21 protein-coding genes are annotated in these 20,867 nt (G+C 37.6%); 18 read left to right on the forward strand and 3 right to left on the reverse strand.

Going from position 1 to position 20,867, the window contains the following annotated elements; genetic code table 11:
* Positions 1–69 precede the first annotated feature (69 nt).
* Positions 70–1,194 (forward strand): molecular chaperone DnaJ, encoded by a 1,125-nt coding sequence (gene dnaJ, locus FCU45_RS05960; protein ID WP_137013305.1) that lies wholly within the window; start codon positions 70–72, stop codon positions 1,192–1,194.
* 14 nt (positions 1,195–1,208) lie between these two features.
* On the opposite strand, the gene FCU45_RS05965 is transcribed toward dnaJ, so the two are convergent.
* The gene (locus FCU45_RS05965) at positions 1,209–2,507 is read right to left on the reverse strand and encodes an alginate export family protein (RefSeq protein WP_137013307.1); all 1,299 of its coding nucleotides are present in this window, start codon (positions 2,505–2,507) and stop codon (positions 1,209–1,211) included.
* Positions 2,508–2,663: 156 nt separating this feature from the next.
* Between FCU45_RS05965 and FCU45_RS05970 the strand changes: the two genes are divergently transcribed.
* Positions 2,664–3,254: a class II aldolase and adducin N-terminal domain-containing protein gene (locus FCU45_RS05970; protein WP_137013309.1), complete on the forward strand. Its 591-nt coding sequence runs from the start codon at positions 2,664–2,666 to the stop codon at positions 3,252–3,254.
* 92 nt (positions 3,255–3,346) lie between these two features.
* Here FCU45_RS05970 and FCU45_RS05975 read toward each other — a convergent pair whose 3' ends face one another.
* Both FCU45_RS05975 and FCU45_RS05980 read right to left on the reverse strand, forming a co-directional pair.
* The gene (locus FCU45_RS05975; RefSeq protein WP_137013311.1) at positions 3,347–4,648 is read right to left on the reverse strand and encodes an adenosylmethionine--8-amino-7-oxononanoate transaminase; all 1,302 of its coding nucleotides are present in this window, start codon (positions 4,646–4,648) and stop codon (positions 3,347–3,349) included.
* A gap of 3 nt (positions 4,649–4,651) precedes the next feature.
* Positions 4,652–5,002 carry a hypothetical protein gene (locus tag FCU45_RS05980; RefSeq protein ID WP_137013313.1) on the reverse strand — a complete coding sequence of 117 codons (351 nt, stop codon included), beginning with the start codon at positions 5,000–5,002 and terminating at the stop codon, positions 4,652–4,654.
* Positions 5,003–5,153: 151 nt separating this feature from the next.
* Here FCU45_RS05980 and FCU45_RS05985 point away from each other — a divergent pair, with 151 nt between their 5' ends.
* From FCU45_RS05985 to FCU45_RS06060, 16 genes are all read left to right on the forward strand, one after another.
* Positions 5,154–6,617, forward strand: coding sequence for a peptidylprolyl isomerase (locus FCU45_RS05985; protein WP_137013315.1), 1,464 nt, complete (start codon positions 5,154–5,156; stop codon positions 6,615–6,617).
* 1 nt (position 6,618) lies between these two features.
* Positions 6,619–7,983, forward strand: a complete 1,365-nt coding sequence (gene ftsA, locus FCU45_RS05990) for a cell division protein FtsA (protein WP_137013317.1) — start codon at positions 6,619–6,621, stop codon at positions 7,981–7,983.
* A 9-nt stretch (positions 7,984–7,992) separates the two neighbouring features.
* The gene (ftsZ, locus tag FCU45_RS05995; RefSeq protein ID WP_137013319.1) at positions 7,993–9,111 is read left to right on the forward strand and encodes a cell division protein FtsZ; all 1,119 of its coding nucleotides are present in this window, start codon (positions 7,993–7,995) and stop codon (positions 9,109–9,111) included.
* A gap of 68 nt (positions 9,112–9,179) precedes the next feature.
* Positions 9,180–9,614, forward strand: a complete 435-nt coding sequence (locus FCU45_RS06000; protein WP_137013321.1) for a hypothetical protein — start codon at positions 9,180–9,182, stop codon at positions 9,612–9,614.
* Positions 9,611–10,279 carry a Crp/Fnr family transcriptional regulator gene (locus tag FCU45_RS06005; protein WP_246032255.1) on the forward strand — a complete coding sequence of 223 codons (669 nt, stop codon included), beginning with the start codon at positions 9,611–9,613 and terminating at the stop codon, positions 10,277–10,279. The genes FCU45_RS06000 and FCU45_RS06005 overlap by 4 nt, the downstream gene beginning before the upstream one ends.
* Before the next feature lie 3 nt (positions 10,280–10,282).
* Complete coding sequence (locus FCU45_RS06010; protein WP_137013323.1) at positions 10,283–11,224, forward strand: hypothetical protein; 942 nt, start codon at positions 10,283–10,285, stop codon at positions 11,222–11,224.
* A gap of 88 nt (positions 11,225–11,312) precedes the next feature.
* Positions 11,313–13,913 carry a Sec-dependent nitrous-oxide reductase gene (gene nosZ / locus FCU45_RS06015; protein ID WP_137013325.1) on the forward strand — a complete coding sequence of 867 codons (2,601 nt, stop codon included), beginning with the start codon at positions 11,313–11,315 and terminating at the stop codon, positions 13,911–13,913.
* Positions 13,914–14,101: 188 nt separating this feature from the next.
* Positions 14,102–14,884, forward strand: a complete 783-nt coding sequence (locus FCU45_RS06020) for a cytochrome C (protein ID WP_137013327.1) — start codon at positions 14,102–14,104, stop codon at positions 14,882–14,884.
* Between the two features lies 1 nt (position 14,885).
* Positions 14,886–16,103 carry a nitrous oxide reductase family maturation protein NosD gene (locus FCU45_RS06025; protein ID WP_137013329.1) on the forward strand — a complete coding sequence of 406 codons (1,218 nt, stop codon included), beginning with the start codon at positions 14,886–14,888 and terminating at the stop codon, positions 16,101–16,103.
* A 3-nt stretch (positions 16,104–16,106) separates the two neighbouring features.
* Complete coding sequence (locus FCU45_RS06030; protein ID WP_137013331.1) at positions 16,107–16,847, forward strand: 4Fe-4S dicluster domain-containing protein; 741 nt, start codon at positions 16,107–16,109, stop codon at positions 16,845–16,847.
* A 59-nt stretch (positions 16,848–16,906) separates the two neighbouring features.
* The gene (locus tag FCU45_RS06035; protein WP_246032256.1) at positions 16,907–17,494 is read left to right on the forward strand and encodes a c-type cytochrome; all 588 of its coding nucleotides are present in this window, start codon (positions 16,907–16,909) and stop codon (positions 17,492–17,494) included.
* Between the two features lie 2 nt (positions 17,495–17,496).
* Positions 17,497–17,991 carry a c-type cytochrome gene (locus FCU45_RS06040; RefSeq protein WP_137013335.1) on the forward strand — a complete coding sequence of 165 codons (495 nt, stop codon included), beginning with the start codon at positions 17,497–17,499 and terminating at the stop codon, positions 17,989–17,991.
* 35 nt (positions 17,992–18,026) lie between these two features.
* Positions 18,027–18,932, forward strand: a complete 906-nt coding sequence (locus FCU45_RS06045; protein WP_137013337.1) for a NapH/MauN family ferredoxin-type protein — start codon at positions 18,027–18,029, stop codon at positions 18,930–18,932.
* A gap of 3 nt (positions 18,933–18,935) precedes the next feature.
* Complete coding sequence (locus tag FCU45_RS06050; RefSeq protein WP_137013339.1) at positions 18,936–19,574, forward strand: ABC transporter ATP-binding protein; 639 nt, start codon at positions 18,936–18,938, stop codon at positions 19,572–19,574.
* Positions 19,561–20,028 (forward strand): hypothetical protein, encoded by a 468-nt coding sequence (locus tag FCU45_RS06055; RefSeq protein ID WP_137013341.1) that lies wholly within the window; start codon positions 19,561–19,563, stop codon positions 20,026–20,028. The genes FCU45_RS06050 and FCU45_RS06055 overlap by 14 nt, the downstream gene beginning before the upstream one ends.
* Before the next feature lie 9 nt (positions 20,029–20,037).
* The gene (locus tag FCU45_RS06060; RefSeq protein WP_137013343.1) at positions 20,038–20,865 is read left to right on the forward strand and encodes an ABC transporter permease; all 828 of its coding nucleotides are present in this window, start codon (positions 20,038–20,040) and stop codon (positions 20,863–20,865) included.
* Positions 20,866–20,867 lie beyond the last annotated feature (2 nt).

A 20,867-nucleotide genomic window follows, 5' to 3' on the forward strand; every position in this document is an offset into this window, starting at 1 on the left:
ATTATACATAGATTAAATTTAAAACGTTATAATTGCAAAAAAATTTTAGACGTTAGGATAGAAAAAAGTATGCAAGATTTAAGCTATTACGAAATATTAGAGGTCTCAAGAGATGCGGACCAAACTACGATCAAAAAAGCTTACAGAAAAATGGCAAAAATTTATCATCCCGACAAAAATCCGGGTGACAGCGAAGCCGAACACAAATTTAAATTGTGCAACGAAGCTTATCAATGTCTAAGTGACGACAAACAGAGAAGCATTTACGACAGATACGGCAAAGAGGGACTTCAAGGAATGGGCGGCGGCAGAGGCCGCTCATCAGCAGGTTTTGATGATCTAGGTTCGATATTTGAAGAGATGTTCAGCGGTTTTGGAGGCTCATCACGACGCCGTCAAAATCCGGCAGATATGGAGAAGTACCCGCTTGATATGAACGTCGATATGACAATAAGTTTCAACGAAGCGGTATTTGGCTGCGAAAAAGATGTTGAGTTTAAGTATAAAAACTCTTGTAACAGCTGTAAGGGTACCGGTGCAAAGGATGGCAAACTTTCAACTTGTCATCAATGTAGAGGACAGGGTCAAGTCTTTATGAAACAGGGTTTTATGACATTCTCTCAAACCTGCCCTGTTTGTCACGGAAGCGGTTCTGCGCCATCAGCACCTTGTGGTAGCTGCGACGGTAGAGGATACCATGAAGAGAAGGGCAACGTAACCATCAAGATCCCAAAAGGGATCGACAGCGGTAACCGCCTTAGAGTCTCAGGAAAAGGAAATATCGGTAAACGTGGAGATAGAGGCGATCTTTACGTCACTTTTAACGTAAGACCGGATAAGCACTTTCAAAGAGACGGAAATGACGTCTACATCGCAATTCCTGTCTTTTTTACTCAGGCAGTCTCGGGAGAGAGCCTCACTATCCCTTCACTAACTGGCGAGCTGGAGCTTAAACTTGATGTAGGCACAAAAGACAAGCAGCAGTTCCTCTTTAGAAATGAGGGCATAGAGGATGTTCACGGTCACGGCAAGGGAGATCTCATTGCACAGGTCAACATCACCTACCCTAAAAAACTCACAGATGAGCAGCGTGAACTTCTTAGCAAGCTCCAAGAGTCTTTCGGCATAGAGTCAAAACCGCATGAGAGTGTTTTGGACTCTGCCATCGAAAAGATGAAAAGCTGGTTTAAATAGAAAGTTTTTTTAAACTAAAAGTTATAGGCAACCTGAGCGACAAAACCCACTGCATTATCATCCGTAATGTAGCCGTTCTTTGTTGCTGCCTCTCTTATGTAGCCTCCGCTCATAAAATAGCCTGCTCCCACAAGAAAATTGATACTTTTTGAGTATCTGTAAGTCGTAAAAATATCGATCTCATCCCCGTAGTGGTCATTTTGCATAGATGCTATCGTATAACTCATCCACTTGTTGCTTTGCTGATGGGCATAAAGTTTATGATACTCGATCTTGATACTTGTTTTAGAATCGGGTGTCAAAATTGCAAAGAGCTCATAATCTTTGAGATTATTCCACTGCACAAGATTAAGTCTTCCGTAATACTTGTCGCTTGCTCCAAATACGGCATCAAAGGTCTCCCTCTCTTTCGTATTTGGGTCATCGCCGCTTGCGTACGAGTGACCAAGACCGACTTTAGTATTTAAAGATTTAAAATTGTAACCTCCCTCAAGATGATAGCCAACAGCATCAATGTAGACCTTCTCATCTGTCACTTTCGTATAATCACCAAAAGATTTTATATAGGTCATATCATAAAAAAATCTATTTATATCCCTGTCGTAAACTCTTGCTCCTGCATAAAAATTCTCCAATGAGTTGTAGAGCTCATTTTTCCTCTCATTTGTTTTATATGCAAATATCGGCTCGATCGCAGCACTTTTTTTATAAGCATAATGTCCGTACACTCCGCCGCCGTAATAGCCGTGACGATGGTTCAGACTAAAGTCGTCAGGATCGTGAAGCATGGTAGCGCCGTAGAAAAAATCTAAAAAATTATCTCCCTCTTTTAGCGAAACTTTCACTGCATCCCATATCCATTTTCCTGAGTTTTTCCACTCTCCTGGACCAAAAACTCTTGAATCACCGTACGAGATGCTCTGTCTTCCTACAGTAACGGTCATCTTCTTGTTTTTATACTCCAGAAATGTTTTGCCAAGCTCAAAACTGTCTGTCTGTGAGCTGTTGACCTCTCCAAACTCTCTATTGTAGAAGTCATCGCTCTTAAATCCCCAGTCAATAACTCTTGAGTCCTGCATTGAGAGTTTTGCACTCCAGTTATCGTTAAACTTATATCCAACTCCAAATCGAACTCTTGTCATAAGATAGCTATCACGGCTCTCTCCGATCATTGGCTTTGTTCCGTAATATTTCTCGTTCATATTATCAAAACTCTCAAAGCGCAGCCTCACCTCTGCATCATAATCAAACTCAGCATATAGCGATGAAGCGATCAGCGACAAAAGAGAGAGTTTTGCGGTTCTTTTGTTCATAATTTTACTTTAGAATTAATATAGGTGTTTTAAAAACGATTTTATACTATATGTTTCTTTTTTAGATGCTTGAATTGAGGTTGAATACTTTAATGGTGTTGTTTTAAAGTAGGGTTTGTGATAAACTTTTATATCTTAATAAAAGAGCAATTTTAAATGAACAAAGAACATCTAAAAAAGAAACTATACGCACTCGCCCTCTCAATGTTTAGAAAAGATTTTTTCGGCATCTATCACGGTTCCATCTCTGCAAAAACTGAATCAAACCGCTTTCTCATCAACACAAAAGAGGCTATCTTTGACGCTCTTGATAGCAGCTCTCTTATAGAGCTTTATTATAAAAAAGATTACAGATGGAACCAGGCGAGTATTGACTCAAATATTCATCACAGCATCTACTCCCAAATATCGGATGCTAAATTTATCTGTTTTAGTATGCCCCCTTTTACGACGGCATATTCGCTGGATCACAATATTATTACCCCAAAAGATTACTTTGGATACAAAGAGCTGGGCTCTATTGAGATAGTAGACCCGAGAAGTTTTGATGATTGGTATGAGAGAGCAAGCAGTGAAATCGCCTACTATTTTCAGAGTAAAAAAACGGACATTATGGTCATAAGAGGCTATGGGGTCTACACTTTTAACAGAGATATTCATGAGATGGCGAAGAAGATCGCCATCTTAGAGAAGAGCTGCAGACTCCTTCTGCTTGATAACACAAAAAACGATACCGCATTTGATTAAAATTCTCGAAAAACTTGTTTTTCGTAGCTTTAGGGGGTTGTAGGGACTTTAGTCCATGCCAATAAAACGGACAAGTTCGTTTTATTGCATAGCTATAGAAGTAGACTCTTTATTGCCTCATAAGCAGTATCCATCATCTTGTCGCACTCATCTTTTGTGATGATATATGGCGGCATAAAGTAGACTATATGACCGAGCGGGCGTAGCAAAACACCGTTATCAAGCCCATATTGATAGACCATAAGCCCTATTCTCTCTTCGGGTTTGTACCCTTTTAGCTCCACTGCGCAGATCATACCTGTCTGTCTGATTGACTCTACGTTTTCAAGATTCTTAAACTTTGAGAGTTTGTCTCCCATATACTCGGCTGTCTCTCTGTTCTTTTCTATAACGTTATCTCTCTCAAAAATATCAAGCGTCGCATTTGCAGCGGCGCACGCAAGAGCGTTGCCTGTATAACTATGAGAATGCAGAAATGCTTTGTGCTCGTTATAGTCACAATAAAATTTGGCATATATCTCATCTGTTGTTAGTACTACAGATAGCGGCAGGTAGCCGCCTGTAAGCCCTTTTGAGAGCACTATAAAATCAGGTGTTATGTTAGCGCTCTGGCATGCAAACATCTCTCCCGTTCTTCCAAAACCTACCATCACTTCATCGGCTATCATGTGAATGTCGTAACTGTTGCAAATGTCACGCACCAAGACCAAAAACTCTTTATGGTACATATGCATAGAACCTGCGCCCTGGACAAGAGGTTCAAGTATAATGGCGCTTATCTCATCTGCTCTCTCTTCACACAACTCTCCAAAAAGCAGGGCTGCTTCTCTTGCTGATTCTATGCTCATATCTTTTGGAACGGGTGTCTGAATGCTTCTTATAAGAAGCGGCTCATAAGTATCTTTGTAAAGTTTTACATCGCCCACACTAAGTGCGCCTATTGTCTCACCATGGTAGGAGTTGCCAAGAGAGACAAAAACCTTTTTATCAGCTCCGCTGTTCTTGTGTGCATGAAAGCTCATCTTCAGGGCGACTTCAACGGCACTTGAGCCGTTATCGGCATAGAAACATTTACTAAGCCCTTTTGGCGTTAGTTTAACTAACCTCTCAGAGAGTCTAACCACCTGTTCATGGGTAAACCCAGCCAAAATAACATGCTCTAACGTCTCTAACTGCTCTTTAATTTTTTCGTTTATATAACTGTTAGTATGCCCGAAAAGATTTACCCACCAGCTGCTGACTGCATCTATATATGAGTTGCCGTCAAAATCTTCCAGATATACTCCATGTGCCTTTTTAATGGGGATCAAAGGGAGTGTTTCATGGTCTTTCATCTGCGTACATGGATGCCACAAAACCTCCAAGTCTCTATTTTTTAACTCTAAATTATTCATATACTATTTTTTCAACTCTACGGCTTCATACTCAGGAGTAAACTCAAGGTTTGTACATGCCAAGAGTCCGTGAAGCTCCATCTCCGCTCCGCTTACGTCAAAGAGCTCTTCACCATCCTTTGAGAGAAAAATAAACTTCTCGTACTTATGGTTGTCTCTGTCGATATATTTTGAGTAAACAACATAAAATGCATCTTTAAACTCCGGCATTTGTGAGCAGGTTTTAATATACTTCTCACACTCTTTATCTATACTCTTTATCTCTAATACGTCTGATTGAATCGTATTTAGCAATACTTCGGGCAATTTTGGCAACTCTTCTTTAATATTTGAATACTTATCTATATTGCTCATATAAAATCCTTTCTCTAACTCTTTGTATGTAAATCTTACCACCTTTTCATTAATATTCTTATTAGTAATTATTATCCCAAGCTCTCTTTATCAAGGTTTAATACGAATTTACATAAAATTACGAAAATATCATAAATAAGGCTTGAAATCGATGATCACATGGATGCAGAGACATAAAAAATATCTCATAATAACTATTTGGATTTCCACAATCGCTTTTGTCGGTGCCGGCTTTGTCGGATGGGGTCAATACAGCTACGGAGACAAAGCCGGAGCAGTTGCCAAAGTTGGCAGTGTCGAGATAACAATGGGCGAACTTCAAAAAAGTTATTCAAATCTTTACAATCAATACTCACAGATGTTTCAGGGAGAATTTGATGAGGAGAAAGCAAAAAGTTTCGGTCTTAAATCACAAGCTCTTCAGTTTTTAACACAGCAGGCACTCGTGCTCAATCTGGCTAAGTCTTATGATCTTCAGATAAGCGACGCAGAGCTGCTAGATGAGATCAAAAAGCAGGATTTTTTCCATAAAGATGGTGTTTTCGACAAAGAGATATACAAGCAGGTTCTATCAAGAAACAACCTAAGCATCAAAGAGTATGAAGCTGACGTAAGAAAAGAGCTTCTCATCAAAAAAGCACTTAGCCTTCTGCCTGCCGTGGCACAAGAGAGTGAGTATGAAATCTTAAATACTGCCATGAACATCGCAGATAAGATAGAGTATAAACTATTAGATGCAAGCCAAATAAACATTGACACTTCAGATGTAGCAATAAAGCCTTTTTGGGAGATGATGAAGAGCAGTTTTATGAGCGAAGTAAGCTATGATGTAAAGTTCATCAAACAGCCAAAACTATCACTTGAGTTTGACGATGCAACTATCATTCAATACTATGATGAGAACAAACTAAACTTTAAAGACAGCGAAGGCAAAATACTCCCGCTGGAAGATGCAAAAAGCATGGTTGTTAGCGAGCTAAATGCTAAAGAGACTAAAAAAGAGGCTCTAAGAGGATATATTGCATACAAAAAGGGAGAAGCTAAAGATTTAGAGGTAAAAGATGCGACTATCTCAATATCAAACAACCCTTTTAGCAAAGACGCTATTGACGTAGTATCAAACCTGACTCCTCTATCTCCTTTCTCTAAGCCTGTAATGGTCGGAGAGGATTACTTTACGTTCGAGCTTTTAAAAGTCAACCAGTCACAGCCAAAAAGCTATGAAGAGGCTAAAAGCGAAGCGATAGCTATGTATGTTGAGCAAGAGAGAAAAAGAAGGGTCTCAGAGCTTGCAAAAAACTCTTTTGCTACATTTAAAGGCAAAACGACCGATTTTATAACGGTTAATGATTATAACAAGCTAACGGATCTAAGTGAGAGTGACGCTAACGAGTTCTTGAACACTCTTATTACAAAAAATACGAAAAGAGGCTATATTACTTTGGATAGCGGAAACATTGTTATGTATAACATCTTGGAACAAAAACTGCTTGAAAACGATAACAGCAATCAAGGTGATGTTATTGCCAGATTGAAAAGTGCTATGTTTAACGAAGGGTTGATAAAAAACCTGCAAAACAAGTACAAAACCGAGATTTTTATCGAAGGACTCTAAGTTGAGCAGAACTGTTTTAGCCATAGATATTGGTTCGACAAAGATATGTGCAATTATCGCAGAGATAGCTGACGATAACTCCATAGCTATAACAGGAGCGGGAACTTGCAAAGCGCAAGGTCTCAAAAAAGGAAGCATAACAAACATAGAGCTTGCTTCAAGATCTATAAAAACAGCGCTAAATGACGCAAAAAGAGTCTCAGGCAGCGAAGTAAACACTGCAATAGTCTCTATTTCAGGCGCTTACACAAAGAGCCTAAACTCCAGCGGTATCGTAAACATTCAAAACAAAGAGGTCAGTTTTAAAGAGATAGAGCGTGTAATGCAGACATCTCTTTACAATGCCAATATTCCAAACGAGTATGAAGTACTTCATGCACTTCCATATAACTTCAAAGCAGATGACCAAGACTACATAGAAGATCCGCTTGGGATGAATGCTTCAAGACTTGAGGTCGAGACACATATCATCACAACACAAAAATCAAACCTTAATAACTTAAGAAAAGCTGTCCGTGGTGCGGGTGTCGAAGTTGAGAACATTGTACTAACAGGTTACGCATCTTCAATAGCTACACTTAATGATGATGAAAAAGAGCTTGGTGTTGCAGTTATTGATATGGGCGGAAATACAAGCAATATAACCATCCATTCAGGCAACTCCATAAGATACAACGACTTTTTGGGCGTAGGCTCAAACCACGTAACAAGTGATCTTTCAATGGCACTTCACACTCCTCTAAATATTGCCGAGAGCGTAAAATTAAACTACGGCTCACTTCTAAATCCTAGCAGCGACCTAATAGAGCTCCCGATAATAGGCGATGAGAACACTACACACGAAGTCTCTTTAGAAGTCGTACACAATGTTATCTATGCAAGAGTTGAAGAGACTTTGATGATACTAGCTCAGTTTATAGAAAACAGCGGATTAAAAGATAAAATTGGTGCAGGAATAGTTCTTACAGGCGGATTTTCCCAAATGGAAGGGATGAGAGAGCTTGCCGTTGCAACGTTTGGTTCAGTGCCCGTACGTCTTGCAAAACCAAAAGAGATGGACGGTCTTTTTGACAACCTTCGCTCAGCAGAGTACTCAAGTGCCGTAGGTCTTGTTATGTACTCGGCATCCGCATACACTCAGTATGAGATAGATGTAAATAAAAGAGTTAGACACTCAAATGAGGTTCATACGGGTCATGCAAGTATAAACCTTACCCAAGAGCCTGATGTCTCTACACCTCACCTCCAAGAGCAAGGGAGTGAGAAAAAAGAGGGGATGGTCTCTATATCCATGAAGAAGAGTAAAAAAGAGGATGAGGCCGGAGCCTTCAATAAATTTTGGAACTGGGCAACACAGTTATTTTAAGGAGAGAGTATGGAACCGTTTTTAATTGAAGAAGCACGTGGCATAAATGGAGCAAGGATTGTAGCTGTCGGTGTCGGCGGCGGTGGCGGAAATATGATCGGTCATATGATCAAAGAGGGTGTTACAGGCATCGAGATGATCATGATAAACACCGATGCTCAAGCACTAAAAGAGACTGTCGGTGCATCTACGATCCAGATCGGTGTAAAACTTACAAAAGGTCTTGGCGCAGGAATGAAGCCTGAGATCGGCAAAGAGTCTGCATTAGAGAACTACGATGAGATAAAAAAGGCTCTTGAGGGAGCAGATATAGTATTTATCTCTGCAGGTCTTGGCGGAGGAACTGGAACGGGAGCGGCACCTGTTATTGCAAAGATCGCTAAAGAGGTTGATGCTCTGACAGTCTCAATCGTTACAAAACCTTTTATGTTTGAAGCGCCAAAAAGACTAAAACTTGCAAAAGCAGGACTTGAAGAGCTTAAAAAAGAGAGCGACTCTATCGTAGTTATTCCAAATGACAAACTACTCTCTATCATTGACAGAAAACTTGGCATCAAAGACAGCTTTAAAATAGTTGACAGTGTTTTGGCTCAAGCGGTAAGCGGAACAGCAGGCGTAATTCTCTCTACGGGTGAAAATGATATCAACCTTGACTTTGCCGACTTAAAAACTGTTATGAGCCACAAAGGTATGGCGCTTATGGGTGTCGGTGAGCATGAAGGCGAAAATGCTGCTTACGAGGCTATCAAAGCGGCTATCGAGTCTCCTCTTCTTGATAATGTCTCTATAAACGGAGCTATGGGTGTATTGGTTCACTTCCATATGCATCCAAACTTCCCTATGATAGAGACATCAGAGGCGATGATCGTGGTTCAAGAGAGTGCGCATGAAGATGCAGATGTAATCTTCGGTACATCTACGGATGAGACTCTTCCTGAGAACTATGTAAAAATAACTATTATTGCAACAGGTTTTGAGAAAGACCTAAACTCCGGTTCAAACAATGAAAACTTTGTAAACGAGACTCCTTCTCCAGTTACAAAAATACGCCCAAGGTTAGTTGTTGGCGGTGATCTAGACGGAAGTCATTTAGACATCCCTTCATATATGAGACAGCAGCAAGATTAGTTTCTCAACAAAACTTAAATAATTAAGTTTTGCTGTTGTGCACTACTATTTACAAAAAAGAGAAAAAAATGAAATTTTTATTTGTGATGATGTCTATACTGTTTTCTGTTTATGCTGCAGACATACCGCTGCAAAGCAGAGAAATTTCGCCCCAAAATATGAAAAAGCAAAACAAAGAGATCGCTAAATTGGCTGCCCAAGAGTTGTCAAAAGCTTTGCCTTCAAGAATAGACAAATACACAGAACTTACAAGCATCAAGGCAGACGATACTACGCTTGTCTATATATTTGAAATTGACATATCTCCAAAAAGTGATGAAAGTGTAAAAAAAAATGACCACAGTAGAATGAAAGAGGCAGTAACTTTGGGCGTTTGCAGAAATTCAAAACGCTTTTTAGATGCAGATATTTCAATTCAGTATATTTACAACAGCGCTCATAGCAAATCAGAACTGTTTAGGTTTGATATAAATAAAGAGGTATGTTTTAATACTTTGCAATGAACAAAAGCATCTCCACCAAGGAAGTTATCTCCTCTTTAGATTTTTTTTCAACTCTTGATAAAGATCAGATAGAGTTTTTGTCATCTATCTCAGTAATACACAACTACTCAAAAGAGTATGTCGTATATTATGAAAAAAAGCAAAACGACTCTCTTTTATATCTTTTAAAAGGCTTGGCAAAAGCATATAAAATAGATAAACACAACAACGAAATATTTTTACACTACATATATGAAAACTCTCTAATAACTGAAATATCAAGCACAAAACAAGATATTCTTAACTCATTTGCAAATGTAGCGCTTCTAAAAGATTCTCAAATACTACAAATCAATTATAAAAAGTTTAAAGAAGAATTTTTAGATAAAGGGTGCTTATGTTCTGAAATTATCAATGAAATTATTTTAAAATCCCAGCAGCTGCAATCACTTGTAAACAGAGAGTTTATCTTTAACTCTACCGCAAAAGTTGTTATGATGCTTCATGATAACCTTGATATATTCAACAATTTAAAAAGAGCAGAGATATCACTTATTCTTCACATTCAGCCGGAGACCCTCTCAAGGGTTTTAAACAGACTCAAAAGAGATAAGATCATAGATTCTAACAATGGAAAAATTATGATTTTAGACAAAGAAGCTCTTGTTTCTATTTACGAGGAGTAAAAAATGAAAAAAATTAAAATTGTGGGTGCACTTATCTTTACTCTTTCAATTACGCTTGCTATTATTTTTGGCTATACGTCAAAAAATATTTCTGAACATAATGATTTTATAAATGCAATAAATAAACAAAAAGATTTTACGCAGGAGATATCTAAAAATATTTTCTATATCTATAAAAATCCGACTAGCTCTGCAAAAACATTGGATGACTCTATCAAAAAATTTTTAGATGTCATGAATACTAGAAATGAAAATAGTAAAACAAATGAAAATATTGCAAAGCTATGGAACTCTTTTTACCTTAATGTACAGACATTCAGAGATCAGTTCAAAAATAGATCGATCTACTCAAATATTTTATTTGAAAAAAGTGTAAAAGAGATTTATAACACTAATTTAAGGCTCATTTTAGAGTTTAACAATATTGTTCAAAAAGAGAAAGAGAGCTTTGAGGAAAAACAGCAGTTTTACAAATATCTTCAATATTTACTTTTTACTCTTCTTGTACTTCTTCTTCTGTTTTTATTTACCGAGTTAAAAACAGTTATCGCTTTTGTACAAAAATTTCTATCTGCCTCAAAAGAGATTATTTCAAATAGCTCGATCAAAGAACTAAAACCTATTGAAATAGAGAATGCTGGTACAGACATAATCCAGGCAAAAGACAATTTTAATTCACTCGTAAAAAAGATAAACGACTCAATAGAGTACTCCGGCAACTCAATAGAGTACGCACACGAATCATTAAAGGTTACAGAGAGGCATATAGAGGATTTAGTAGAGTTGATATATGATATGAACGACAAAACAAGAGACAAAGAGTTAAGAAAAAAAGAGGATGCCGTCATACAATCTCTTGAAGAGCTGAGTTCAACAGCCGTTAAACTAAAAAATCTAAAAAAAGACCTAGATTCTCTTATTTTATATTCTAAACTTAAAAATTAAAATTAATTCAAAAATTTGACTAAGGTCAAATTTTCAAGCTCTTGATTTTATTACTATTTTGTTATCAATGGAATTTAAGGAGAGTATTATGAAAAGACATTTCACTAAGTTTTCTTCAGTGTTACTGAGCGTTTCGCTAGCCGCAAGCGGTTTGGTTGCTAGTGGCGGTGAGCTTGCTGAAGTTATGAAGAAAAGGGGTTTAAGTGAGCTTGATGTAGTTCGTGCTGCAAAAACTTACAACCCCTCTGGTGTAAAAGATGAGTTTGTTGTTTTTAGTTCCGCGGGTCAAGCAGGACAGGTGATTGTATACGGTGTTCCGTCTATGAGAATTTTAAAATATATCGGAGTTTTTACTCCTGAGCCTTGGCAGGGATATGGATTTGACGAAGAGTCTAAAAAGGTTCTAAGACAAGGAAATATCAGAGGAAGAGAGATCAACTGGGGAGATACTCACCACCCTGCTCTCTCAGAAATAGATGGAAAATATGACGGCAAATGGCTTGCTATCAATGATAAGGCAAATCCTCGTATCGCTATTATCGACTTAGCAGACTTTGAAACAAAACAGATTGTTGTTAACCCTGTTTTCAAATCTGCTCACGGTGGAGCTTTCTTTACTCAAAACAGTGACTATATCATTGAAGCATGCCAATATGCAGCTCCATTTGATAATAACTACCATCCAATCGAAGACTACAAAGAAGCATACCGCGGTGGTGTTACAATGTGGAAGTTTGATCACAAAAAAGGGAAGATTCAAGAGAAAGAGTCTTTTACAATTGAGATGCCTCCATATATGCAAGATTTAAGTGACTCCGGAAAAGGCGTTTCTGACGGATGGGGATTTACAAACTCTGTAAATACTGAAATGTATACAGGTGGGATCGAAGTAGGTATGCCGCCAAATGAAGCAGGTATGAGTAGAAATGATACTGACTTCTTACATGTATATAACTGGAGAAAACTGGGAGAACTTGCAAAAGATCCAAAAAATGTAAAAATCATTAATGATCACAAAGTTATTCCTATGGAAATCGCGGTTAAAAACAATGCACTATTCTTAATTCCTGAACCAAAATCTCCGCATGGTGTTGACGTATCTCCTGATGGTGAATACATCACGGTTTGTGGTAAACTAGATACGCACGCTTCTGTTTTTAAATGGAGTAAAATCAAAAAACTTATTGACAGTAAAGAGTATGCTGGAAAAGATCCATACGGCATTCCTATCTTAGACATGAAAAAATCTCTTCACGGTCAAGCAGAACTTGGTCTTGGGCCATTACATAATCAATACTCAAACGTTGATGGTGAAATTTATACTTCACTTTACGTTGATAGTCAAATCGTAAAATGGAACTATAAAACTCTTAAAGTACTAGATAAAGTAAATGTTCACTACAATGTAGGACACCTTTGTGGGATGGAGGGTAAATCTGCTGATCCTCAAGGAAAATATATTATTTCACTCAACAAATTAGCAATTGATAGATTTCAAAATGTTGGACCACTTCATCCACAAAATCACCAGCTAATTGATATTAGTGGTAAAAAGATGGACCTTCTTGTAGACATGCCTCTTCCTCTTGGAGAGCCACACCAAGCAGTTGCTATTAGAGCTGAAAAACTTCACGGACATGTAAGATATCCAATGGGTACAAACTCTAGAACTGACTCAATCCACGAGGGTAAAACACTTGCAGGTCAAGAGAGAATTGAAAGAGATGGAAACAAAGTCAAAATTTATGCGACTGTTGTTCGTTCACACATCAATCCCGAGAGAATTACTGTAAACAAGGGCGATGAGGTAACTATGTACCTAACAAACCTTGAGCGTGCTCAAGATGAGGCACACGGTTTTACGATTGGCCATTATAATGTTCATGCGTCGCTTGAGCCTGGTAAAACTGCAAGTATTAAGTTTACTGCTGACATAGAGGGAGTTTTTCCTTACTACTGTACAGAATTCTGTTCTGCTCTTCACTTAGAGATGATGGGTTACCTGATGGTAAAAGACCCGAACAAAAAGTACGAAAGTGCACAAAAAATGAAAATGCAAACAATGACTCCTGCAGAGTTAAAAGCTGAATATGACAAAACTGTTGCAACGAATGCCGCAACTGATGCTGTTATACAGTCGGTCGTTAAGTTCTTAAAAGACAATAACTTTGATAAGCATAAAGTTGTTGCGGATCTTGTTACAGATGCCTTTGATCAATACGGTCAAATTCCTGCACAGAAAAAACTAGCTGATGAAGCAGTTAAAGCCGGTGATCTGGAAAAAGCTATCCTTTTTGAAAATATGATTTGGCAACTTATGGTCAAAACAGCCGATGTCGGGATCAGAGCAAAAGATGCCCTTGTTAGAATCATTGCTACAAAACAGTCAGCTGCAGCTGCTAACGGTGAAAAAGCATTTGGAGAAGGCGGATGTGGCGGTTGTCACGTTATCGGCAAAGTCTCTTCCGGTCCAGACTTAACAGGTGTACTTGAGAGACACGGTAAAGATAGTCGAAAATGGGTAAAAGATTTTATTATGAATCCTGAAAAAATGTATGAGGATCCATATGTTAAAGGTATGATTGATTACTTTAACCTTAAAATGCCTAATCAGCACATGAGTGAGAAAGAGACTGAAGATATCATAGAGTATCTTAAATGGGTAGATGAAAACGCAAATCTTTTCTAAAAACCTATCTTTAGAAAAAATTAAAAAAAGGGAGGGGAATTTTATTCTTCTCCCTTTTTGCATTTATAACAATCTTTCATTATTTAAGATTATAATAATAATATTGTTATATAATATATTCTAAAATAAAACTTGAGGATTATTCTTAATCTTCAAACTTTATTTTTTATATACAAAGGATTTTCACAATGAATAAAAGTTTGATAAAATCAAGAGTGTTTGCCGTTTTAGCTTTGTTGATCTTAACCTTTTCTTTTACACTTCCAATGTTAGCGTTTCATGGAGCACTAAACCAGATAGAGGATAATAAAGGAGATGAGATCTCATCTCTTAGTAAAATAGTTTGGAATTTTTATAATCAAGGTCGATACAAAAGTGTTACTACACCTGAAGAAGCGCATAACGATTTAGAAAAAATGATAGCATATAGTGCGGAGATAGGTCCTGCCTCTATGCCTATTTGGGCAGTTTCTCTTGAAGCACCAAATTATCCTAAAGATGCTTTTCCAGAGGGTATTCCCGTATTTTTCCATTTTGACGGTTACAGCGGAGAAGTTCATGAGATGAATACTATTAACCATTATGTCGGGATGGATCCTATGTGGGTGGGCGGAACTATAGAGAGAGAGATAGGTGTATATGCTCTTTTAGCATTATCTTTGGGCATAATATACTTTATGATTTATAACTCTAAAATTTTAACTTATCTGATGTTGGTTCCTGCATCTCTTCCGCTACTCTTTATTGCCGATTATTCATTTTGGCTCTATTGGTTTGGACATAATCTTCATGACTGGGGAATGTTCAAAATCAAACCTTTTATGCCGACGGTTTTCGGGGACGGAAAGATCGCACAGTTTATAACACACTCTTATCCCTCAATAGGTTTTTATCTTATTATAGCTATTGGCCTACTTAGCTTGCTTGCGTTTTTTGCAAAACAAAAAGCTCTTAAAGAGATAAACAACTAACATGTTTAAGCTTCTTTTTGCTTTATTAACTCTATTTTTGCCACTGTTAAGCGCAAATGTATTGCAAAAAGCAATTGACGATGCCCCTGTTGGTTCTATCTTAAAGCTTCCTGCAGGAGTCTACAAAGGCAGTGTTGTCATAAATAAGCCTTTAACAATCGTAGGAAAAGAAGATGGCGTAGTCATTGACGGTGAAGGCAAAGGAACCGTTATAACCATAAAAAGTTCTTATGTGACGCTTAAAAACTTAAGGATTACCGGTAGTGGGGACAGACATGAAAACATTGATGCTGCTATCGCTATATCTGAAGCAAAGCAGTGTGAAGTTAGCGACTGCACCATAGATGATTCTCTTTTTGGAATAGACATGGAGATGGTTAGCAACTCAATCATCTCCAACAACACAATAACATCAAAAGATTTTGACTTAGGACTAAAAGGAGACGGTTTAAGACTGTGGTACAGTCACGACAACATCATAAGAAAAAATTCTCTTATCCACTCTCGAGACATGGTTGTCTGGTATAGTCACGGAAATCTTATAGAGGAGAATATCGGCGAGCATTGCAGATATTCGTTGCACTTTATGTATGCCGGCAAAAATTATGTAAAAAATAATAGCTATAAATACAATTCTGTAGGAATATTTTTTATGTACTCAAAAGATACTGTTGCAACAGGCAATTTTATAAAAAGCTCTTTAGGCACTACGGGAATGGGGATAGGTTTAAAAGAGGTGACTAACTTTACGATAAAAGACAATACTGTCTTGTACTGTGCTCAGGGAATATATATTGACAGATCTCCATTTGAACCTGACACAAATAACTGGATAGAGAACAATAAAATATTGTACAACTCACAAGCACTTCACTTCCACTCTTTAAGTGAAGACAACATTATTAAAAACAACATAATCATGGGAAATATTGAAGATGTAGTAAATGATGGCAGATCAAGCAGAACTTACAATAATGAGATTAGCCAAAATTACTGGGATAACTACGAAGGCTTTGACAAGAATGGCGATAACATAGGCGATACCCCGCATAAAGTCTATAGATATGCGGATCAGCTCTGGATTCACAACCCTGATGTCAAGTTTTTCTACGGTTCGCCCGTTATCTCTTTGCTAAATTTTTTAGCAAAACTGGCACCATTTACAAAGCCGCTTTTTTTATTTGAAGATGCAAAACCCATAGTTAAGATAGAAGGATAAATTTTGGAAAAAGTCAAAACAGATAAAAGAGAATTTATAAAATACTCTACATTAGGGATATTGGGACTTGTTTTAGGTGGAGGCATGGTATTTAGCCCCTATGTATTAAGAGCGGAGAACAGATTGAGACCGCCAGGGGCAGTGGATGAAAAGAAATTCTTAGCGCTGTGCATAAAGTGCGGTCAATGTCTTCAAGTCTGCCCTTACCACTCTATAAAACTTGCCGATTTCCTCAGCGGTCATGGTGTGGGAACACCGTATATTGATGCAGATGAGAGAGGTTGCTATGCTTGTAGCGCGGTACCTTGTGTTCTTGCATGCCCAAGCGGAGCACTGGATCATCATACTGAAAAACCGGAAGATATCAAGATGGGAATTGCTGTACTAGAGTTTCCGGATACTTGTCTTGCAATAAGCAGTACACCTGTTCCTAAAGGGTACAATGAGAAGATGCATAAATTTACCGACTCTGTAGTAAATATACACGAGTTAGAAGAAAAACTACTCGATAAATTCGATCAGTTTGAGGGCAAGCAGTGTACTTTATGCGCTGATATGTGTCCTATTCCAAATCCGTTAAGTGCTATAGCTATGGTAAGTGACAGTGGCGGCGGAAATAGACCAGAGATCTATGACGGGTGTATAGGATGCGGTGTGTGTCAAGAAGTTTGCCCGACTACGATTGCGTCAATTGTAGTTAAACCAAGAGTAACTTATGAAGAGTACTACTTAAACAAAAAATGAGGCCTTAAATGAAAAATTGTAATTTAAAATCTAAAAGTTTATTATATATTAGCGGGATCTTGTTTCTTGCTCTTTTTACAGGTTGCAGCCAAGAGAGTAATAAAAAAGAGAGTGCAAACGCAGAATCTGCCACGAATAGTTCAAAAACGGGCAATTTACAGAGTATTGAAGTCATTGAAAACAAAAATGCGCTGGCAGTTAAAGTTGAAGAAAAAAAGCATGATAAAAACCAAAGTAAATCATATTACTATGACTACAATATACAGAGTGAATATGATCTAAACTCTATACCTGCCAATGAGGATGCTTCGGTGAGAACAAAGCCAAGAACTGCCGTTGATGCAAATATATATGTTAGAAGCCCTTATGAAAACGTACAGGTTTCAATGCTTGTAAAACAGCTAAGCAAAGAGTTTATCGTAAAATGTTCTGCTTGTCACAATGACTATGCAAACGGTGTTATAGGTCCCTCTCTTCTTGGAAAAGACTCTGGGTATATTTTTAATAAAATTGCAGAGTTTAAAAAGGACTCATCTAAAAATGTATTAATGAACGGTCTTATCAGCCAAATGGATGATGAAGAGATAAGAAAACTTGCCAATGAAATATACGAATTTAACAAAATGATAAATGAGATGAGGAAGTAAGTATGAAAAATACGATAGCAGCAATAGCAACAATCTTAGTATTTGGTCTAATGGCATGGACATTCTCAAAAGGAGGAGCTTACCATGGCGGTGAACACGCCAAAGGGATAGGAAGCTTTACAGATGCAACTGTTACAACACAAGTGACACCGGCAGAAAAAAGTGATGAGGAAAAAGATGCAGAGCAAATAAAAGCACTAAAAGAAAAAGCAGGAAATATCGGAAACTTCAAAGTAAGTGATGAGTACAAAAGTAAATGTGCAGCATGTCATGGAGCAAACGGTTCTGGTGAACAAGACGGTAGAAAACTTATGGGACCAAAACTTTATGGTCAAAGTGCCGATAAGATATACAAAGACTTAACCGATTTTAAAGCAAATAGAAAAGAGAATGTAATCATGAGAGGATTACTAATTAACACCAGTGAAGAAGAGCTAAGAAAATTTGCAGATGAAATTGGAGAATTTCCCTCACGCGCAGCTCAGAGTAATCAATAATGTTTAACGACCAGCTGTAAAAAATGGAGTTTTAAATGGATAAGTACAATAACAGAGAAACGATTAAACACTCTTCGTTTTGGTCAACATTTTTTGATAGAACAAAAGATGGTAAAAAAAAGTTTAGTTACAGGATGAAGAGATGGATTTTAATCATTTCCATTCACCTGCTCTTTTTTCTATCTTTTCATGTAGATATTCAGATGCTGGAGGGAACGCTGAGCGGTTCGAGGTTTTTAGGTTTTCATCTTATAGATATTTTTACTACAATAGAGCTTTTTCTAGCTACGTTCGAGCTGCCTGTAAATATGATAATAGGCACCGCGACAATTGCTGTTTTTTATCTTCTTGTCGGCGGAAGAAGCTACTGTGCATGGGTTTGTCCATATGGTATACTAAGCGAAATCGGCGAAAAATGGCATGACACTCTTGTAAATAAAAAAATTATCAAAGAGAGAAAGTTTGATCACAGAGTCAGACATATTTTTTGGGCTATATTTTTGAGCCTCTCTTTTATTAGCGGCTATTTGGTGTTTGAGACATTTAACGTTGTGGGAATTTTAAGCCGTATGATCGCGTATGGATGGAGTTTGGCACTTCTATGGGTTGTTGTTGTTTTGGCTTTTGAGGTTTTTTACTCCCGAAGAGCTTGGTGTACCTACATATGCCCGATTGGAACCACATACGGTTACCTAGGTAAAATCTCGGCACTCAGAGTAGAGTGGAATGACAACTGCGACCACTGTATGGTTTGCCATGACGTATGTTTTGAAAATCAGGTTTTAGAGATTACAAAAGCAAAATATGACAAACAAAGAGAAGAAAAGGGTATAACAAGAGAGTATATTACAGGTGCAGACTGTACTCTTTGCGGAAGATGTATTGATGTTTGCCATACAGATGCGCTAAACTTTGATTTTAGACTTAAGAGCCTGGTGTAAAAAATGATAACTATTTCAAACCTTACAAAAAAATTCGGCGAGCATATATCCCTTGAGAGTGTGAGTTGCGAGTTTAACAAAAATGACTCCATAGCACTAATGGGCGCTAACGGTGCGGGAAAAACAACCCTTATCCGCGCAATCCTCGGATACTACCATCCAGATTCGGGAAAAGTTCTTGTAGATGGTTTTTGTCCGATTAAAGAGAGGGTAAAGGTGTTGCAAAATGTCAGTTTTGTACCGCAACTTCCCCCTCCCATAAAATTAAATATCCAAGAACTGATGCAGTATATCTGTATGAGCACAGACATAGACAAAGAACTCATCGAACACTACTCAAACGAAATGAAGCTTGATATCAAAGCAAATCTTTACAAGTCATTCTTTAAACTAAGCGGCGGTATGAAACAAAAACTGCTTATAGCAATTAGTTTAGCAAAAAAAAGCAACATCATTATATATGACGAGCCGACTGCAAATCTTGATCCAAAGGCAAGAGATGACTTCTATAGACTTTTAAAACAAAATGAAGATGAAAAAGTTCTTCTTTTTGTTACTCATAGAGTAGAGGAAGTTCAAGAATTAGTCAATAGACAAATATATATGGACATGGGAAAAGTGGTTGCAGATGAAAGACTCTAAAGTTTCGTTTTTTATCTTAAATTTTTTGCTTCTGTTTTTTATATCAGGTTGTAATTCATCAGGCTCTCTCTCTTCTAAAGATAATAAGGAGAAACAAAAAGAGGTATGTCCAAAATGCAATATGGAGCTTCCTTCATCAAATATTTACACGGCAAAGCTTCAATCACAAAACAAAAGCTACGGGTTTGATGATATTGGATGTCTGGTTCTTTGGAGCCAAGAAAAAAACATAAGCATGTATAAAGCAGAGGTTTTTACGAACGATACGCAAAAATACATAGATGCATCAAAAGCATACTTTAGCTTTAATGAGAAGACGCCCATGAGTTATGGATTTGGCGCGTATGAGATTGAAAAAGAGAACACTGTAAAAATAGACGAGGTCAAACTAAGAATACTCAGAGGCGAACATATGGGAAATCCAAAAATTAGAAAACAGATACTAGGGTACTAAAGGATTGATTTGAAAAATTTATATTTAATTGCATATCTAGATCTAAAAGAGTCTATAAGAGCCAAATGGTTTTTGGTCTACTCTCTTGTATTTGGAGGCTTAATTGCCCTCTTTTTTATAGCAGGAGTAACTGAATCTCAGGTAATGGGATTTAGCGGGCTCAGCAGACTTCTGCTTATGTATATCCAAATTACGATAGTTATACTTCCTATATTTATACTCATAACCACCGTTCGCTCCATCTCTGGCGACAGAGACAACCATATACTTGAGTATATGCTCTCGTTTCCTATTTCGCTAAGGCAGTATTACTGGGGTAAAATCATCGGAAGGTTTATTACTGTATATCTTCCTGTTCTTTTTGCTATGATTATTGCTATAATTTTTGGTTTTATAAAAGGTGCGGCAATTCCGTGGAGTATCTTCTTTTTATATACGGGGCTGCTCTTCTCGCTATCAAGCGCTTTTTTAGGTATAGCGTTTTTCATCTCTTCGTTTGTAAAATCATCTGAAGTTGCTCTTGGAATCTCATTCTTTGTCTGGATATTTCTACTCGCTTTTATAGATATAGCACTTATCTCGCTTATGATGCAGCAAAGGATGAATGAAGAACTTATCATATTTATCGCTATGATTAACCCAATGGAACTCTTCAGGGTAGCCGCAATATCTCTTTTTGATCCCGAACTTACCGTTATGGGACCTGTTGCCTTTTATATACTTGACCTTATGAGTCAAAGCGTATTTGTTCTTGTCTCCATCGGCTATCCTCTTCTCTTGGGGCTGGCTTTTGCTTACGGCGGTTTTAAAATATTTGAAAAAAAAGATTTGGTTTAAAA

Origin of the sequence: Sulfurimonas crateris, assembly GCF_005217605.1 — a bacterium.
GTDB classification, from domain to species: domain Bacteria; phylum Campylobacterota; class Campylobacteria; order Campylobacterales; family Sulfurimonadaceae; genus Sulfurimonas; species Sulfurimonas crateris.

What these genes read in the sequence shown, in the direction of transcription:
- FCU45_RS06005 (WP_246032255.1), top strand. Translation starts at nt 9,611, where the DNA reads ATGAACAAAAGCATCTCCACCAAGGAAGTTATCTCCTCTTTAGATTTT.
- FCU45_RS06045 (WP_137013337.1), top strand. Translation starts at nt 18,027, where the DNA reads ATGGATAAGTACAATAACAGAGAAACGATTAAACACTCTTCGTTTTGG.
- FCU45_RS06050 (WP_137013339.1), top strand. Translation starts at nt 18,936, where the DNA reads ATGATAACTATTTCAAACCTTACAAAAAAATTCGGCGAGCATATATCC.
- FCU45_RS06040 (WP_137013335.1), top strand. Translation starts at nt 17,497, where the DNA reads ATGAAAAATACGATAGCAGCAATAGCAACAATCTTAGTATTTGGTCTA.
- FCU45_RS06025 (WP_137013329.1), top strand. Translation starts at nt 14,886, where the DNA reads ATGTTTAAGCTTCTTTTTGCTTTATTAACTCTATTTTTGCCACTGTTA.
- FCU45_RS06000 (WP_137013321.1), top strand. Translation starts at nt 9,180, where the DNA reads ATGAAATTTTTATTTGTGATGATGTCTATACTGTTTTCTGTTTATGCT.
- FCU45_RS05975 (WP_137013311.1), bottom strand. Translation starts at nt 4,648, where the DNA reads ATGAATAATTTAGAGTTAAAAAATAGAGACTTGGAGGTTTTGTGGCAT.
- ftsZ (WP_137013319.1), top strand. Translation starts at nt 7,993, where the DNA reads ATGGAACCGTTTTTAATTGAAGAAGCACGTGGCATAAATGGAGCAAGG.
- FCU45_RS05965 (WP_137013307.1), bottom strand. Translation starts at nt 2,507, where the DNA reads ATGAACAAAAGAACCGCAAAACTCTCTCTTTTGTCGCTGATCGCTTCA.
- FCU45_RS05985 (WP_137013315.1), top strand. Translation starts at nt 5,154, where the DNA reads ATGATCACATGGATGCAGAGACATAAAAAATATCTCATAATAACTATT.
- dnaJ (WP_137013305.1), top strand. Translation starts at nt 70, where the DNA reads ATGCAAGATTTAAGCTATTACGAAATATTAGAGGTCTCAAGAGATGCG.
- FCU45_RS06010 (WP_137013323.1), top strand. Translation starts at nt 10,283, where the DNA reads ATGAAAAAAATTAAAATTGTGGGTGCACTTATCTTTACTCTTTCAATT.
- FCU45_RS06020 (WP_137013327.1), top strand. Translation starts at nt 14,102, where the DNA reads ATGAATAAAAGTTTGATAAAATCAAGAGTGTTTGCCGTTTTAGCTTTG.
- FCU45_RS05980 (WP_137013313.1), bottom strand. Translation starts at nt 5,002, where the DNA reads ATGAGCAATATAGATAAGTATTCAAATATTAAAGAAGAGTTGCCAAAA.
- nosZ (WP_137013325.1), top strand. Translation starts at nt 11,313, where the DNA reads ATGAAAAGACATTTCACTAAGTTTTCTTCAGTGTTACTGAGCGTTTCG.
- FCU45_RS06055 (WP_137013341.1), top strand. Translation starts at nt 19,561, where the DNA reads ATGAAAGACTCTAAAGTTTCGTTTTTTATCTTAAATTTTTTGCTTCTG.
- FCU45_RS05970 (WP_137013309.1), top strand. Translation starts at nt 2,664, where the DNA reads ATGAACAAAGAACATCTAAAAAAGAAACTATACGCACTCGCCCTCTCA.